This window comes from Bacillus sp. FSL R9-9834 (assembly GCF_038006905.1).
Lineage (GTDB): Bacteria > Bacillota > Bacilli > Bacillales > Bacillaceae_G > Bacillus_A > Bacillus_A pacificus.
This window is the reverse complement of record NZ_JBBOWD010000001.1, coordinates 4,951,103-4,967,588: the sequence shown is the minus strand read 5'-3', so window position 1 is coordinate 4,967,588 and position 16,486 is coordinate 4,951,103. Positions and strand designations below refer to the sequence as shown.

Genomic DNA, 16,486 nt, shown 5'->3' with positions numbered 1-16,486 from the left:
CTTTTTTTCGTTTTATGGTAAATGGAAGCAGATAGAATATATGACAATGGTATACAGAATGTTGAATCATTTGAGAAGGTTAATCGTATTCGGCTTTGGAATATGACATTTTTTCTTTCTCTTTAATAGCGAATAATTTTATTTCAATATTATAAGTGTTACACGTAGAAATGAGTAAGTTCCGTGTTAAAATGTGGGAATTTTTCAAGCCTGAACGTGCAGCTTTAATCTCGGTAAAATTTCTATTGGTTTTATGGACAATATTTAATTTTACAAAAACTTAAAAAAGAATGAAGAAAGCAATTCATATAATAAAGAAGTAAAAGAGTTTTCTCATTTTTAATGTGAGAGGGGGAAGCACAGGGTAAATTCTATGTATTCGTATATTTTCTATTGTATATTCCTGTGCGAAAAGGAAATGAAAATTACGATAATAGGTACCGGATACGTTGGGTTGATTACAGGAGTAGGATTGGCAGTATTGGGACATTCGGTTACATGTTTTGATATAGATGATGAGAAAATTGAACGGATAAAACAAGGGGATCTGCCTATTTATGAAGCTGGCTTATCTGAACTAATGAATGATGCGTGTGAGAATAATTGTTTAACTTTTACAACAAGTAAAGAAGAAGCATTTCATGATGCAGAATTTATATTTATTGCAGTTGGAACGCCATCGTTATTAGATGGGACAGCAGATTTAACATATATTCAAAATGCATGTTTTGATATTGGAGCATATGCGACTAAAGACATTATTGTTGTTACAAAAAGTACTGTTCCTGTAGGGACGAATGGTGCTATGAGGGGATGGATTGAGGAGAAATTACAAAATAGGCATGAATTACATATTGTATCGAATCCCGAATTTTTACGGGAGGGTTCAGGGATTTACGATTTTTTTCAGGGAGATCGTATTGTAATTGGAGCTGATAATGAGGAAGCGGCGCGAAAAGTTGAGAATTTATATAGTAAATTACATTTGCAAACGTATGTTACAGATATAAAAAGTGCAGAGATGATTAAATACGCATCGAATGCCTTTTTAGCGACAAAAATTAGTTTTATCAATGAAATTTCAAATATATGTGAGAAGGTAGGAGCTAATGTATTAGATGTTGCAAAAGGAATGGGAATGGATAAGAGAATTGGGGCGTCTTTTTTAAATGCGGGCATTGGTTACGGGGGATCGTGTTTTCCGAAAGATACGAAAGCGCTTGTGCAAATTGCAGGGAATGTGGCGCATGATTTTCGTTTGTTAAAAGCCGTCATTGAAGTGAATAATAAACAACAGTTGTTATTGATTGAGAAAGCGAAGAAAGTAGTAAATATGAACAAGAAGCGGATTGCAGTGCTGGGAGCAGCATTTAAACCGAATACGGATGATATAAGAGACGCACCGTCCCTTATTATGATACAAGAATTAATTCATATGGGTGCGGATGTAGTTCTATATGATCCAAAGGCAATTCACAATATGAAAAATATCTTTGGGGAGACTATACAATATAGCGAATGTATAGATGAATCGATTAGAGGAGCGAGTGCGGCTTTTATCGTGACAGAATGGGAAGCAATCAGAGCTTATCCGTTAGAAAAGTACGCACAACTTATGAGAGAGCCTATTTTATTTGATGGAAGAAATTGTTATACTAATGAGGATGTCAAGAAACAAGGAATAGATTATTATTCCGTTGGAAGAGAAAGTATTCATAAGAGGGATTTTTCTGTTATTCGTTAAAAAGGTATGTATTCATGTATATTCTTATATGTCATAATAGGATTTGTAACTAGTGAAAGAAAAGAGGCAATGAAATGACTGAACGTTTAAAAGTAATGACAATTTTCGGGACACGTCCAGAAGCAATTAAAATGGCACCTCTTGTATTAGAGTTGCAAAAGCATCCTGAGAAAATTGAATCGATTGTGACTGTAACAGCACAACATCGTCAAATGTTAGACCAAGTATTAAGTATCTTTGGAATTACACCAGATTTCGATTTGAATATTATGAAGGATCGCCAAACTTTAATCGATATTACAACGCGTGGTTTAGAAGGTTTGGATAAAGTAATGAAAGAAGCAAAGCCTGATATCGTACTTGTACATGGTGATACGACGACAACGTTTATTGCAAGTTTAGCTGCTTTCTACAATCAAATTCCAGTAGGTCATGTCGAAGCAGGACTTCGTACATGGGATAAGTATTCTCCATACCCAGAAGAGATGAATCGCCAATTAACAGGCGTAATGGCAGATCTTCATTTCTCACCTACAGCAAAATCAGCAACGAACTTACAGAAAGAAAATAAAGATGAATCACGCATTTTCATAACAGGAAATACAGCGATTGACGCGCTAAAAACGACTGTAAAAGAAACATATAGTCATCCTGTACTAGAGAAACTTGGAAATGATCGTCTTGTACTTATGACAGCTCACCGCCGTGAAAACCTAGGAGAGCCAATGCGTAATATGTTCCGTGCAATTAAGCGTCTTGTTGATAAGCATGAAGACGTACAAGTTGTGTATCCTGTTCATATGAACCCTGTTGTTCGTGAAACTGCAAATGATATTTTAGGCGATCATGGCCGCATTCATTTAATTGAGCCGCTAGATGTAATTGATTTCCACAATGTTGCAGCTCGTTCATACTTAATGTTAACTGACTCTGGCGGGGTACAAGAGGAAGCACCATCACTCGGTGTGCCAGTTCTTGTTCTTCGTGATACAACAGAGCGTCCAGAAGGTATTGAAGCAGGTACGTTGAAATTAGCGGGAACAGACGAAGAGACAATCTTTAGCCTTGCTGATGAGTTGTTATCAGACAAAGAAGCTCATGATAAGATGTCAAAAGCGTCTAATCCGTACGGTGATGGCCGTGCATCAGAGCGTATTGTAGAAGCAATTTTAAAACACTTTAATAAATAAAAAAAAGCCAAATCGCATGCGATTTGGCTTTTTTATTGCTGATTTCTCATAATCCACTCTGCATGAGCATTCGTAGAAGGAGGGGGATCAGTTGGTGTTTTGTTCTGATTCTGATTCGTTTCTTTCTTCGCTTTCTCGTTAGAGTTAGAATTTGAAGAAGGAGTGGATTCCGTTTTTGTTGTTGAATTTTCTTGCGTGGTTACCTTTTCTCCTAGTTCTTTTTTAATTTCGTTACGTACTGCCTCAACACCGTTTGGATCTGGAAGGAAGTAATAAATACCACCTATTTTTTTGTCTTCTCCTTCAAGTTTGAGTGTTTGTATTGTAGAAGGATCAAACCCAGAAAGTTTCTTGTAAAGAGCAAGGCCATCAGAAATAGGAATGTCAGTTTTTATATATTTTCCAACGACCGCTGTTAAATCTTTAATTTTAAATACGGTAGAGGTGGAATTTAGTTTTTGAGCAACAGCAGCTAGTAATTGTCTTTGTCTAGCGGCCCGACCATAGTCACCATTTGGATCTTGCTTTCGCATACGGACGTAAGCGAGTGCTTCTTCACCATTTAATTCTTGTTGTCCTTGCTTAAATTGGATTTTTTTGTAGTAATCTACGTCTGAACGCTCCCAAAAATCGAAGGGAACATCAACAGTAACACCGCCAACAGCATCAACAATACCTTTAAATCCTTGGAAATCAATTTTAACATAATGGTCTACAGGTACTTTTAGGAAACCTTCGACAGTTTTGATTGCCATTTCTTCTCCGCCGTAAGCATGCGCAGCGTTAATTTTGTCCTCTTTATTCTTTCCGACAATTGGAACGCGACTATCACGAGGGATACTCATAAGCGAAATCTTTTGTGTTTTCGGATTGACTGTCGCAAACATTAATGAATCTGTACGACCGTTTTGGCCGTCTGTTGCATAATCTTCTATACCCATAATAAGGAGTGTAAAAGGCTCCTTTGTAATTTCTACATCTTCGGTTCTCAAATCCGATTTTTCACGAGTAAAACCACTATACATCCCCATGAGAGAAGAGTAGGAATTTAATATATAAAGTCCTACACTACCAAATAAAAATAAGAAAATAAGGAAGTAGAAAAACTTTCTTCTTCGTTTCTTTTTTATTCTGCTATTTTGGAGATGATAATAACGTTCTTCCATATATAATCTCCTTAGTTCATTTGTAGGAAAGTAATTCACTACATTAATCTTTAAAGGCGATACAGTAGTTATTCTTAGATAACATCTTGCTCTAAGTACAACATATCTCCTTCTGTAATTGTACATTTCCCATTTGTTAATTCAATCATCCAATCCGTGAATGCTTGTTTTCCATCTTCTTCTACATACGTATCAAATGTGACATTTTCGAGGTAATGTATATCTTTAATGGCATATTTTGAATTGCGTAATTCATTTTCAATTTTGCCAAGTAATGTGTAATCAATTTCGGTCTGCATAATACGCATTAGCTTTCGCTCGACAACACCGACATGATTAATGCCTTCGCTTGTACATTTTCCATATGCGCGAATTAATCCACCAGCGCCCAGTTTGATGCCACCAAAATAGCGGGTAACGACAACGACGGTATCTTTTAAACCGCGTTTTTTTAGTACCTCTAACATAGGTACGCCAGCTGTACCACTAGGTTCACCATCATCATTTGCTTTTTGGATTTGATCTTGTTCGCCAATTAAATACGCAGAACAATTATGTGTTGCATTCCAGTTTTGTTTTTTGATTTTTTGTATGAATTCTTGAGCTTCTTCTTCGGTTGTAGCACGACTAACATAACAGATGAATCTTGATTTTTGAATAACAATTTCGTGTTCACCGTAGTCTTTTATTGTTAAATATTGTAATAACACTTGTATACGCCCCTATCCATCAAAATGACTAGTACTTTACATTTTAAAAGCGGGCGTTTTTATATTCAAACATTTTTTATAAATAAGCTGAAATTTTTGATGAGTATTTTACCTTTTTGTTGTAATTTGTCGAGATGATAAGTATAATTTCAAACCCGCATTTTCATGTATGGATGCACCATTTTTAGTTTTCGTGTAAAATTAGGAAATAAAAACTTTTTTATAAGGCAGGTACGAAAATGAAAACAGCTATTGTTACTGATAGTACAGCATATATACCGAAGCATATTCGTGATGAACTCAATATATATATGATTCCATTAAACGTTGTGTTTGGAACGGAATCTTATCAAGAAGAAGCTGAAATTTCAGCAGATGATTTTTATGTAAAAGTACGTGAGCAAGAAGAGCTTCCGAAAACTTCTCAACCAGCAATCGGAAAGTTTGTTGAGCTATATGAAGAATTATCTAAGGATTATGATGCAGTTATTAGCATTCATCTTTCAAGTGGGATTAGTGGTACATATCAAACGTCAACGACAGCTGGTCAAATGGTAGAGGGTATTGATGTATATACGTACGACTCTGAAATTAGTTGTGAAGTACAAGGATTCTACGTGCGTGAAGGTGCAAAGCTAGCAAGCGAAGGGAAGGATCCGAAAGAGATTATCGCCCGTTTTGATGAAATGAAGAAAACGATGGACGCTTATTTTGTAGTAGATGATTTACACCATTTACAACGTGGAGGCCGATTAAATAGTGCGCAAGCTTTCATCGGTAGTCTGTTACAAGTAAAGCCGGTTTTATATTTTAGAGACAAAATCATTATCCCGTTTGAAAAGATTCGTACGCGTAAAAAAGCGCTAAAACGTATCATTGAAATTTTTGATGAGCAAGCAAGTAAAGGTGTACCTATGGAAGCAGTTATCATTCATGCACAACGTGAAGAGGAAGCGAATGAATGGAAGGCAGAATTAGAAGCAAAATATCCTCATGTTACAATCTGCACAGGTTATTTCGGTGCTGTAATTGGAACGCATTTAGGTGAAGGTGCATTAGGCCTTGGATGGTATACGAAGTAATAAAGATATAAAAAGCTCTCTTTCGGAAGAGGGTTTTTTTACGGATATTTTACGTGAAGTTGACAAGTTAATATTTGGAAATGGTAAAATGTACGTAAAATAAAATAATGAGGAAAGTTTTATAACTTACTTTTTACAAGAAACTATATTATAATAGAAGAGAGGTGAAACATATGGAGCATAATTCTTGTTTATGTCCAAAGTTTGAGTCAGCTTTTACTTTGCTTAGTAAGAAGTGGACTGGCTTAATTATTAAATCTTTGCTGGAAGAGTCAAAACGTTTTAGAGAAATCGCAGATATTATACCGAATATGAGCGATCGTATGTTATCAGAGCGTTTAAAGGAATTGGAAAGCGAAGGCATTGTAGTTCGTAATGTTTATCCAGAAGTACCAGTTCGAATCGAGTATGGCTTAACGGACAAGGGAAAAGCGTTAGAAAGTGTTATGGATGAAGTCCAAAATTGGGCTGAGAAATGGATGAAATAACGTTTTGATTTCATCCATATTAGTATATTTAATAAAACGTAAGGGAAACCTTGCGTTTTTTTCTTTGCTTAAAAAAACTTTTAAAACTCTACACGTATATACAAAAATATGCATATTTTGCGATAGAGTTACATATAATATTACATTTGTTTTACAAAAGCGTAACATTAGCAAAAAAAATCCCGAATTATGGTATAAATTTTATAGGTTATATACGGAAAAAAGAAAAAAGAAAGCGGTGTAAAAAATAAAATGAAAAAGCTAAAAATGGCATCTTGCGCATTAGTGGCAGGGTTAATGTTTTCAGGACTAACACCAAATGTATTTGCAGAAGATAAAATTTCTGACGTGAAATCACAAATTAATACACAAAATGACACTTTACATAAACAACAACAAGAACGTGATGAATTACAAAAACAAATGAATGACTTAAACAAAACAATTCAAGGTTTAGATAAGTCTGTTCAAGAGAATGCTGCAAAGCTTGATGAAACAACGAAAAAAGTTGCGGACACTGAGCAATTAATCGAAAAGAAAAATAAAGATATTGCAGAATTACAAACGAAAATTGCAAAACGTGAAGAGTTATTAAGAAAACGTTTAGTTGCACTTCAAGAGCAACCAAACACAAACGTTGTAACAGAAGTTCTTGTAAACTCTAAAAACGTTGCAGATTTAGTTGATCGTTTAACTTCTGTTTCTAAAATTCTTGAGTCTGACGAAGATATCATGAAAACACAACAAGAAGATCAAGCGAACGTGAAAAAAGATGTTGAAACGGTAAAAACAAAGCAAAAAGAATTAAAAGAAGCACAAGCTCAAATTGAAACTGCTAAAAAAGAACTTGACGCTGAAAAAGCGAAAAAAGCAGCAGCAGTAAACGATTTAAGCGGTAAAATGGATACAGTTGTAACTTCAATGACAAGTACGGAAAGTCAATTGAAAGAGCTTGAAAAACAAGCATTACAATTACAACGCATTGCAGAAGAAGAAGCACAAGCAAAAGCTGCACAAGAAGCTGCTGCTCAAAAACAAGCAGAGCAAGCTGCTAAAGATGCGCAAGCTCAAAAAGCACAAGCACCAGTAGAGCAAGCTGCACCAGCTGCACCAGCAAACAACGGTGGACAAGCTCAAAAAGAAGAACCTAAAAAGGAAGAGCCTAAAAAAGAAGCACCTAAAAAAGAAGATAAAAAACCAGAACCGACACCAGGCCCAGCTCCAGCTCCTGGCGTAATTGGTAAAGCGCAACAATACTTAGGCTTACCATATGTTTGGGGAAGTGCATCTCCATCAAACGGTGGTTTTGACTGTAGTGGATTCATTTCTTACGTATTCGGTGTAGGTCGTCAAGATGTTAATGGTTACTGGAATTCAGTTTCTAAAGTAAGTAGCCCACAGCCAGGGGACTTAGTATTCTTCCAAAATACTTATAAAGATGGTCCATCTCACATTGGTATTTACGTTGGCAATGGCCAAATGATTCATGCTGGTGACAAAGGGATTGCTTACTCTAGCTTAAGCAGTAGCTACAACCAAAAACATTTCTTAGGATACGGTAGATTCTAGGATTTATAATCGAATAAAACATGTGTATAAAGTCGATAGCTTACTATTTTATAAGTAGGTTATCGGCTTTTTTGCGTTTTTACGAGATTATAAGAAAGGTTTATAGTAATGCTGGAGGTGAGTGCTAATGCTTGTTGGAAAACAGTTGCTATTAGAAGAACTCTCTTCAGATTTACGGAGAGAATTAAGTGATTTGAAAAAGAAGGGAGAGGTTGTATGTGTACAAGGTATAACGAAGAAGGCTTCTAAATATATATGTCAGCGCTGCGGAAATATAGAGCAGCGGCTATTTGCATCATTTTTATGTAAAAGGTGCGGTAAAGCATGCGCGTATTGCCGGAAGTGTATCACGATGGGGAGAGTTAGTGAATGTACTGTACTTGTTCGCGGGATTGCTGAAAGAACAGGAGAGTGTCATAAAAAACGGTTACATTGGAAAGGGACTTTATCTACTGGTCAGGAGTTGGCGGCGCAAGGAGTTATAGAAGCGATTAAGCAGAAAGAATCTTTTTTTATTTGGGCTGTGTGCGGGGCTGGAAAAACAGAAATGTTATTTTACGGTATAGAAGAGGCGCTTCAAAAAGGAGAAAGAGTTTGTATCGCAACGCCAAGGACGGACGTTGTACTGGAATTAGCGCCGAGATTACAAGAAGTGTTTCCGAGTATAACTGTAGCTGCTTTATACGGAGGGAGTGTAGATCATAAAAAAGATGCAGCGTTAGTCGTTGCAACGACTCACCAACTGTTACGTTACTATAGAGCGTTTCATGTGATGATTGTAGATGAGATTGATGCCTTCCCGTATCATGCGGATCAAATGTTACAGTATGCAGTGCAACAAGCAATGAAAGAGAAAGCAGCGCGTATTTATTTAACTGCAACCCCTGATGAAAAGTGGAAGCGTAATTTCAGAAAGGGGAAACAAAAAGGTGTTATTGTGTCAGGACGATACCATCGTCACCCGTTACCAGTTCCTCTATTTAGTTGGTGCGGAAATTGGAAGAAAAGCCTCCATCATAAAAAAATTCCTCGCGTGTTACTACAATGGTTAAAAATGAACTTAAACAAAAAGTATCCTATTTTTTTATTTGTTCCTCATGTGCAATATATAGAAGAAATAAGTCAGTTGTTGAAAGGGTTGGATAATAGAATCGATGGCGTGCATGCAGAAGATTCGATGAGAAAAGAAAAAGTAGCATCTTTCAGAAAGGGAGACATTCCGTTATTAGTTACAACGACAATTTTAGAAAGAGGAGTAACTGTGAAGAACTTACAAGTGGCTGTGTTAGGAGCTGAAGAAGAAATTTTTTCAGAGAGTGCGCTCGTACAAATTGCAGGCCGAGCGGGGCGTAGTTTTGAAGAGCCATATGGTGAGGTTATGTATTTTCATTACGGTAAGACAGAGGCAATGGTACGTGCGAAAAAACATATTCAAAGTATGAACAAAAATGCGAAAGAACAAGGGTTGATCGATTAATGCATTGTTTACTTTGTGATGAGTATATGGTGGAAACAGTTAGTTGGTACGCCTTCTTTGTAAAGTCCCCCAAAAAATATGTATGTGATAGATGTGAGCAAAAACTTTCCTATATTATAGGAGGAATTTGCATGGATTGTGGTCGTCCTTTAGATGACTTACCTACTCGATATAAAGAAAATGACATTTGCATGGACTGTATAAGATGGAGGAATGAGGAAGGATATCGTCCTTTTAAAAATCGTTCGTTGTACGTGTACAATGATGACATGAAAGGTATACTAGCGCAGTTTAAGTTTCGAGGTGATGCGGAGTTAGTTCGTATTTTTTATCAATCTTTTCGGGAGTTATTTCAAAAGTATTTTACGGACGTTTCAACTGTTATTGCTGTTCCGCTTAGTAGGGAACGGGAATATGAGCGAGGTTTTAATCAAGCAGAGTTATTAGCAGCTTGTTTGCCTGTCAAAAATTTTTATTCATCATTAAGAAGGAAGGAAACAGAAAAGCAAAGTAAGAAGTCGCGTAAAGAAAGGCTTTCGGGAAGTAATCCTTTTTATTTTCAGAGAGAAGAGATGTTTCATGGTCAACATATTTTACTTGTTGATGATGTATATACGACAGGAATTACAGTGAGACAAATTGGAAGTCTTTTCTATGATAAAGGAGCAAGCGAAGTTTCTAGTTTGACGCTCTGTAGAAGTTAATCTGTAACTGTCGAAAGGGATAATAAAAAGGCGATAAGTCTTCTTTGACTTCGTATGTTGTCATTCGTTATAGTGAAATTATGGGGCAAATGTCCTGATTTTTAGAGTGAAGGGAATGGAATGAACATGCAAGGAAGAGTAAAATGGTTCAATGCAGAAAAGGGATTTGGGTTTATTGAGCGTGAAGACGGTGATGATGTGTTTGTTCATTTTTCTGCTATTCAACAAGATGGATATAAGTCATTAGAAGAAGGGCAACAAGTTGAGTTTGATATTGTAGAGGGAGCACGTGGACCGCAAGCAGCTAATGTTGTAAAACTGTAGGTATATTGTTTTTGGGAAGAGAAAGCTGCGTTTGTGGCAACGTTATATATATGGTAGAACCTCTTGTTTTTTTGCAAGGGGTTTTTGTTATGAATGGAGTTGTCAAAAAGTTGTTTCTTTTCTGTAACGAATTGTCCACAGTTATATTCGTTATTCACGATGTTAATAGGATAAAATAAAGATAGAAACGATGCATCTTTTCATTTCAACAAAAAACGATAAAAAAATCGCAATTCCACTAATTTTTTTAAAAAAGTTAGAAGGAGTTTTTAAGCCGGTGTCGAAATTATAGTACATAGGCTTGAAAGGAGGAATTCATCTATGAAATTCAACATTCGTGGTGAAAATATTGAAGTAACTCCAGCATTAAAGGAATATGTAGAGAAAAAACTAAGTAAGTTAGAGCGTTATTTTGATACATTCCCAGAGATTAAAGTTAATTTAAAAGTATACTCTGACAAGCAACGTGTCGAGGTAACAATTCCATTTACTGATTTATTACTTCGTGCAGAAGAAACTAATAGCGATATGTACGCTGCTATCGATTTAGTAGTTGATAAACTTGAGCGACAAATTCGTAAACATAAAACAAAAGTAAATCGTAAGTTACGTGAGAAAGGTTCTATGAAAACGAACTTTATCCTTCCAGAAGCAGTAGCTGTTCTGGATGAGGTAGAAGAGGATGAACTAGAACTTGTACGTACAAAGCGATTCGATTTAAAACCGATGGACGTTGAAGAAGCAATCCTACAAATGGATATGCTAGGGCATAATTTCTTCGTCTTCACAAATGCTGATACAAATGAAACTAATGTTGTATATGGCCGTAAAGATGGGAAATATGGTTTAATCGAAACTAAATAATAATTCAAAAGCGTAGCCGAAATGGCTGCGCTTTTTTATATTTTAGTTTTTGTTTTTCGAAAGGTGAGTTACTCTTTATGATTTGGAACAGGCATAGGTAAGTAGTTATCTCTATAAGTAATTTTTTGCTAGGAGTGTATTATTATTTTTGTTAATTTGTCAAAATGTTTACCATTATAAATATAACATTAAGTTTTCTGAATGCTATTGAGAGTACATCGAGAGATTGTTATTGTTATATTGCGTTATAGAGATTTTATTTATTCCCTCGGTGAAAAAATAAGATTAGTATAATGCTACAAATTATCGGAGGTGCTTTTAGTGAGTATTAAGAAAAAAAGTCGTTTTATGCTTGGATCTGTTTTATCTTTAGGTATTTTAGCTAGTACTTTCGTTTTAACCGAACCAGCTAATGCTGATACAAGGGATGATCATGTAGAATTTACCTTTAGACTTTGGAGTGCATATGATTTTACTAACGCACGTCCTAAAGAGACACCTACTTCTATGTATATGCGTGTGAAGAGCAGTGAGAAGGGCGGTGGTTCTTTCAATGTTTGGACAGAAGCGGATAAAAATAAAGGTAAAGGTGATAGAGATTGGGTAAATGTTTCAGGTGAGTCAGGTAAGCATGAAGGAACGGTGCGACCAGGTAAAACGTATCTTTTCCAAAATTACGCATATGAAAACTATGGGAAAAATGTACCTGTGAGATTCGGTGGTTATTCTAGAGAAAATAATGCTTATCCTACTGCTTGGAGTCCTGATAGTGTAAGACCTAGTGGACCTTACACTGAATATTGATTTAGAAATTATAAATTAAAATTATTTATTATGTAACGTTAGAAAAAGTCGTCTAGTTCGTCATCTGGATTATACGACTTTTTCTACTATTTCATTTTTTGAATAGGAGGTGCTGCAATGAAGCTTATTTCAAAATATATTTTATTCTGTTGTTTTATATTGATTATTTGTTTATTAGCTTCTTGCCATAAGAAAGTAGATGAACCTATTGTAAATATTGAAGATACTTTAACGGAAAAAGATAATTTGAAAAGTATTCAGTTGAAAGAAATTAATAAAAATACTGTTTTTGAACAAGTATTCTTGGAAAATGAAACTGGTGATGATTTCTTTCAAGGGCAAATAGATAGAAATGATACTGCAATAAAAGATAGGCTTTCAGATAAAAATTTAAAGTCAGGAGTTATACCAGAAAATTATTATGTTTTTTTAACGGGTGTTACGAAGAAGAAAAAACCAGCGTATCTTTTGGGGCGGATTGAACAAACTGATGGAAAAGTAATTGAGTGGAAACAAGAAGTTAAGAGTGTAAAAAGAAAAGGTACAAATGATGTTTATCAGTATGAAGTTGAGTTTCCTAAATTTGAAGGTGAGAGAGTAAATGTTTCTTTTCGTTACATCTGGTTAAATAAAGAAAATAAATGTTATGGTGTTGCGGATCAAATGTTCATATTAAAAAAGATTTAAATTTCATTAATGGTTTATGGAGGAGCTGTAGATGAGTTACTTTTTAGGGAGGATTTTAAAAGGCAGGATGTTTTGGTTGTCTTTATTTATTATGTTAGTAATTGTTACTGCTCAATATATTTCTATGTGTGTAACAACGAAAGGATTTAATGATGCTGGGATCATAAAGGTATCTCCATATTTATCTAACATTTTACATTTTAATAGATTACCATTTTATAGTGAATTTTATCTACTTATATTTCCTATGATTTCTGCAATGGCTGTAGCTGGGATTTATAGAATTGATAAAAATTATGGATTTATTTATCCTGTCATTTCTAAGATGGGAACGCGTCATTATTTTAGATTACTTTATTTTATTAATTTTATTGTATCTTTTTTTATTATAAGTGTCCCTTTACTATTTCATTTTTATTTATATGTGATGACTTATCCGACAGTTGCTCCGCATCCGATATTAAATTATATGGCTGCTACTGTTTCACCAACAGCTCAATTTCATACGGTTTATTATGAGTATCCGACTTTATATTTTCTTATGTATGTATTTTTAAATGGTTTATACGGTGCGGTTTTTTCAAGTTTGGCTTTATCAGTGTCGTTTTTTATAAAACGAGTTTATTTTATTTATTTAGTGCCATTTATTTTACATATTTTTTGGCTTGGTATTGGAAAGGGAATTCTCAATCCTAAAGATTATTTAATTAAAGACTTCGGCTTTTTTGAATTACAAATTTTTCTTAGTGTGCTGTTATGTATTTGGTTTTGTTCTGTAGTTCTTTATTTACGGGGGAGTAGGAAGCATGTTCTTTTATAATGTAATGAAAGAAACTATAAGGATGAAATATATTTGGTTCAGTATTCTCTTTTTACTTAATGTTAGTATCATTGGTTGCTTGTTCAATTATTTTGAATCTGGAATTGTAAAAGAGAAAATGAACGAATTGGAAACCCTGTATAAGGTTATGTCGTTTTATAATTTGTCGACCATATTTATTCCTTTAACAATCGTTTTTTCTGTATATTCTATGTCGAATTTTTTTAGTATTTATGTAGTTTACCGAGTGAATAATGCATGGAAATTAGTTTCTATATATTATTTGAAACTATTCGTTTTCGTTTGTTTTTTTGCTGGGGGTATGATTTTACAGTTATTTTTGATGTCAAATATGATGGCTGTAAATAGTATTTCTGTGAATTATGCATTGTTATTTTGCATTCAATTATTTGCGACTATTTTTATATGTATGATAAGTGCTTTATTGCAATTATTTTTACCTAGTTTACTTGTAATAATATGTATGATTACTGCCGTTTTATTAGATAGATTTATATTACATGGATTTTTATTTACAAATGCTTTTTATATAAATGTGTTTGAAGATGCTACTGGTTTACTTATACGCTTATTTGGATGTTTTTTTATCTTTTTTATAAGTGTATGGATTTTATCTAAAAAAAGTTATATTGCTATGAATGATGAGACAGAGGTGATCTAGTTTACATTATGATTTTATATCATTTGTTAAAAAGAGATTTACATGTAAGGTTTAGAGATTCCATCAAGATAATGGCTTTTTTATTCTTAATTTACGCTATGATTGTAGTTACCTTTTTATACAATCAGCCTCTGAGTAATGGTAAAGAACCTGTATTAGTAGATGTTACCTTTTATCGATTTTTTCATGGAGTAGACTTTGTGGATTTATCTTATTTTTATAAGGAGGGGCGATTTTCTATCCCGTTTTATTGGATATTTTTTCAAATTACTCCTTTGTTGCTAGTAGGGAAGTTTGCTTTTTCAGATATTCAGCAGAATGGTGTTTATTTATTTCCTCGTGTTAAGAAGAAGCATTTTCTTTGGTTAACGAAAATACTATCTTTGTTTTTTTACATAATTAGTATTTGGATTGTTATGTATTTGATTTGGTTTACTGTTTATTATTTGCTTACTTTTGGCGGGCATTCTTTTTCAAATGTATATAGTCAATTTTCTTATAAGATAGTAGGTACTATGCTAATTCAAATTATTATAAGCTTTTTATTAGCTTTGATTTTTGAGTTTTTAACATTTTATATACCAATAACTATTGTTTTTGTACTAATGTTGTTATACCTATTTTTGTCTATTTTCTTTCATAGTATTTATTTTTTAGGCTCTTTTGTTATGCCAAATCGTTGGTATTTTGTTGATCACAGCTCAATTCAATTGACTTTAGGTAATAATCAATCTATTCAATGGCATGAGTTACTTTTAATCGGAGTAGTAATTGTTGTTGTAATGATTTTGTTAGGTAGTTTTTGTTTAAAAAAACTAGATGTGATAGGTGAATAATTTATGGACAATTATATTAAATGTGAATGTATGACGAAAAGATTAAAGGGAAATATTGTGTTAGATAATATTAGTTTGTCAGTAAAAAAAGGAGAGTTTTTAGTTTTGAAGGGGCATAATGGTTCTGGTAAAACAATGATTTTACGTGCTATATCAGGATTGATGCGTTTAAATTCTGGAGCTGTTTACGTAGATAATGAAATGATTGGAAAACAAAAGCAATTTCCGGATTCAATGGGGATATTGATTGAATATCCAAGTTTTATTCCAGGGTATACTGGTTTTCAGAATTTGAAATTTTTATCATCGATTAACAATAAAATCTCTGATGAGGAAATTTATAATATTATTCAAAGGGTTGGACTTGATAAAACAGATAAGAGAAAGTATAAAAGATACTCTTTAGGTATGAAACAACGTTTAGGGATAGCGCAAGCTTTAATGGAACAACCAACACTATTGTTATTAGATGAGCCAACGAATGCTTTAGATAGTGATGGGATAAAAGATGTTTTGGATATTTTGAAAGTAGAAAAATCTAAAGGAACGACTATCATTGTAGCTAGTCATGATGTGCATGTTCTAGATAATGAAATAGTAGATCGCATTGTACATGTTAATAATGGAAGGTTGGTAGATTAAGAGTGACAAGAAAACATGTCTTAATAAGCATTGGATTGTGTATGTTGCTATGTACATTTGCTAGTTTCTTTAGATTTAAAACATTAAATCAAAATAATGAATCTTATAAAGTCATAAAAGGTGAGCTTTTATCTAATAGAACTTTTGAAGATGGTCAAGGAGTTACATTTCATGCACTTGATCCTCTTGATCCTACAAAAGTTTATGATCCTTATGAAGACCGTGAAGTAGTGACGTATGTGTTACCTTTAGATATTACAAATACAACGAATCGGGATATTAATTTGCTCAGTAATCAGTCTATTTCCAATACAATGTTTTATTCTAAAATAGGCGAGTTTTATAATGTAATCCCTTATTCAATAGAATTACCTAAAAAATATCAGTTTGATCCTGTAATACCTGCTGGTAAAACAGTGCGAGGATATATAGGGACAAATTATTTTATAGGAGATGACCCTTATAAAAATTATAAAAACTTTTCAAATGAATCAACTAAAGTGAAATTCATTTCTTTTGTGAAAGATAAGAAAGGGAAATATCATGAATTAGAAATACCAATAAATTAATACATGATTGATACAGATATATTTTAAGTGTGCTTTTGGGATGCCATGATTGAGTAGCTCTTGCAAAATAATATTATCTTTTCAAGTCGGAGGTTTTGCGCAGGTGTAAGTATCTATGGATACTGCAC

General features: G+C 33.9%; 18 protein-coding genes. 16 read left to right on the top strand and 2 right to left on the bottom strand.

All coding sequences use genetic code 11. From position 1 onward, the window contains the following. The first annotated feature begins 373 nt into the window (after nucleotides 1-373). Nucleotides 374-1,744, top strand: coding sequence for a UDP-glucose dehydrogenase family protein (locus tag MKY00_RS26135; RefSeq protein WP_016718933.1), 1,371 nt, complete (start codon nucleotides 374-376; stop codon nucleotides 1,742-1,744). A gap of 74 nt (nucleotides 1,745-1,818) precedes the next feature. After that, nucleotides 1,819-2,934 (top strand): non-hydrolyzing UDP-N-acetylglucosamine 2-epimerase, encoded by a 1,116-nt coding sequence (wecB, locus tag MKY00_RS26130; protein ID WP_000140128.1) that lies wholly within the window; start codon nucleotides 1,819-1,821, stop codon nucleotides 2,932-2,934. A 32-nt stretch (nucleotides 2,935-2,966) separates the two neighbouring features. Here wecB and MKY00_RS26125 read toward each other — a convergent pair whose 3' ends face one another. Together MKY00_RS26125 and MKY00_RS26120 are read right to left on the bottom strand one after the other, a co-directional pair. Beyond that, nucleotides 2,967-4,100 (bottom strand): LCP family protein, encoded by a 1,134-nt coding sequence (locus MKY00_RS26125; protein WP_061184241.1) that lies wholly within the window; start codon nucleotides 4,098-4,100, stop codon nucleotides 2,967-2,969. A gap of 74 nt (nucleotides 4,101-4,174) precedes the next feature. Beyond that, nucleotides 4,175-4,810, bottom strand: a complete 636-nt coding sequence (locus MKY00_RS26120; RefSeq protein ID WP_016718930.1) for a YigZ family protein — start codon at nucleotides 4,808-4,810, stop codon at nucleotides 4,175-4,177. A gap of 239 nt (nucleotides 4,811-5,049) precedes the next feature. Between MKY00_RS26120 and MKY00_RS26115 the strand changes: the two genes are divergently transcribed. The 14 genes from MKY00_RS26115 to MKY00_RS26050 all read left to right on the top strand — a co-directional run bounded on the left by MKY00_RS26115 (nucleotide 5,050) and on the right by MKY00_RS26050 (nucleotide 16,358). Continuing rightward, nucleotides 5,050-5,892 (top strand): DegV family protein, encoded by an 843-nt coding sequence (locus MKY00_RS26115; RefSeq protein WP_016718929.1) that lies wholly within the window; start codon nucleotides 5,050-5,052, stop codon nucleotides 5,890-5,892. A 173-nt stretch (nucleotides 5,893-6,065) separates the two neighbouring features. Then, nucleotides 6,066-6,380 carry a winged helix-turn-helix transcriptional regulator gene (locus MKY00_RS26110; RefSeq protein WP_000400857.1) on the top strand — a complete coding sequence of 105 codons (315 nt, stop codon included), beginning with the start codon at nucleotides 6,066-6,068 and terminating at the stop codon, nucleotides 6,378-6,380. Nucleotides 6,381-6,632: 252 nt separating this feature from the next. Continuing rightward, nucleotides 6,633-7,949 carry a C40 family peptidase gene (locus MKY00_RS26105; protein ID WP_016718928.1) on the top strand — a complete coding sequence of 439 codons (1,317 nt, stop codon included), beginning with the start codon at nucleotides 6,633-6,635 and terminating at the stop codon, nucleotides 7,947-7,949. 127 nt (nucleotides 7,950-8,076) lie between these two features. Then, on the top strand, nucleotides 8,077-9,426 hold the full coding sequence (comFA, locus tag MKY00_RS26100) for an ATP-dependent helicase ComFA (protein ID WP_029141232.1): 1,350 nt from the start codon (nucleotides 8,077-8,079) through the stop codon (nucleotides 9,424-9,426). Beyond that, nucleotides 9,426-10,130 carry a ComF family protein gene (locus MKY00_RS26095; protein WP_016718926.1) on the top strand — a complete coding sequence of 235 codons (705 nt, stop codon included), beginning with the start codon at nucleotides 9,426-9,428 and terminating at the stop codon, nucleotides 10,128-10,130. Before comFA ends, MKY00_RS26095 begins: the two co-directional genes overlap by 1 nt. A gap of 126 nt (nucleotides 10,131-10,256) precedes the next feature. After that, entirely contained in the window at nucleotides 10,257-10,454 is a 198-nt protein-coding gene (gene cspC / locus MKY00_RS26090) for a cold shock protein CspC (protein ID WP_001162041.1), read from the top strand. 321 nt (nucleotides 10,455-10,775) lie between these two features. After that, nucleotides 10,776-11,318: a ribosome hibernation-promoting factor, HPF/YfiA family gene (hpf, locus tag MKY00_RS26085; protein WP_000671190.1), complete on the top strand. Its 543-nt coding sequence runs from the start codon at nucleotides 10,776-10,778 to the stop codon at nucleotides 11,316-11,318. 321 nt (nucleotides 11,319-11,639) lie between these two features. After that, complete coding sequence (locus MKY00_RS26080) at nucleotides 11,640-12,122, top strand: hypothetical protein (protein ID WP_016718925.1); 483 nt, start codon at nucleotides 11,640-11,642, stop codon at nucleotides 12,120-12,122. Nucleotides 12,123-12,239: 117 nt separating this feature from the next. Next, nucleotides 12,240-12,809, top strand: a complete 570-nt coding sequence (locus tag MKY00_RS26075; protein ID WP_016718924.1) for a hypothetical protein — start codon at nucleotides 12,240-12,242, stop codon at nucleotides 12,807-12,809. A gap of 31 nt (nucleotides 12,810-12,840) precedes the next feature. Beyond that, nucleotides 12,841-13,629, top strand: coding sequence for a hypothetical protein (locus tag MKY00_RS26070; RefSeq protein ID WP_016718923.1), 789 nt, complete (start codon nucleotides 12,841-12,843; stop codon nucleotides 13,627-13,629). Continuing rightward, nucleotides 13,616-14,311 carry a hypothetical protein gene (locus MKY00_RS26065; RefSeq protein WP_074585736.1) on the top strand — a complete coding sequence of 232 codons (696 nt, stop codon included), beginning with the start codon at nucleotides 13,616-13,618 and terminating at the stop codon, nucleotides 14,309-14,311. Before MKY00_RS26070 ends, MKY00_RS26065 begins: the two co-directional genes overlap by 14 nt. A 71-nt stretch (nucleotides 14,312-14,382) precedes the next feature. Next, nucleotides 14,383-15,147: a hypothetical protein gene (locus tag MKY00_RS26060; RefSeq protein WP_033678593.1), complete on the top strand. Its 765-nt coding sequence runs from the start codon at nucleotides 14,383-14,385 to the stop codon at nucleotides 15,145-15,147. Nucleotides 15,148-15,150: 3 nt separating this feature from the next. Then, nucleotides 15,151-15,789, top strand: a complete 639-nt coding sequence (locus MKY00_RS26055; protein WP_016718920.1) for an ATP-binding cassette domain-containing protein — start codon at nucleotides 15,151-15,153, stop codon at nucleotides 15,787-15,789. A 41-nt stretch (nucleotides 15,790-15,830) separates the two neighbouring features. Further along, on the top strand, nucleotides 15,831-16,358 hold the full coding sequence (locus MKY00_RS26050; RefSeq protein WP_033678590.1) for a hypothetical protein: 528 nt from the start codon (nucleotides 15,831-15,833) through the stop codon (nucleotides 16,356-16,358). Nucleotides 16,359-16,486: the final 128 nt, after the last annotated feature.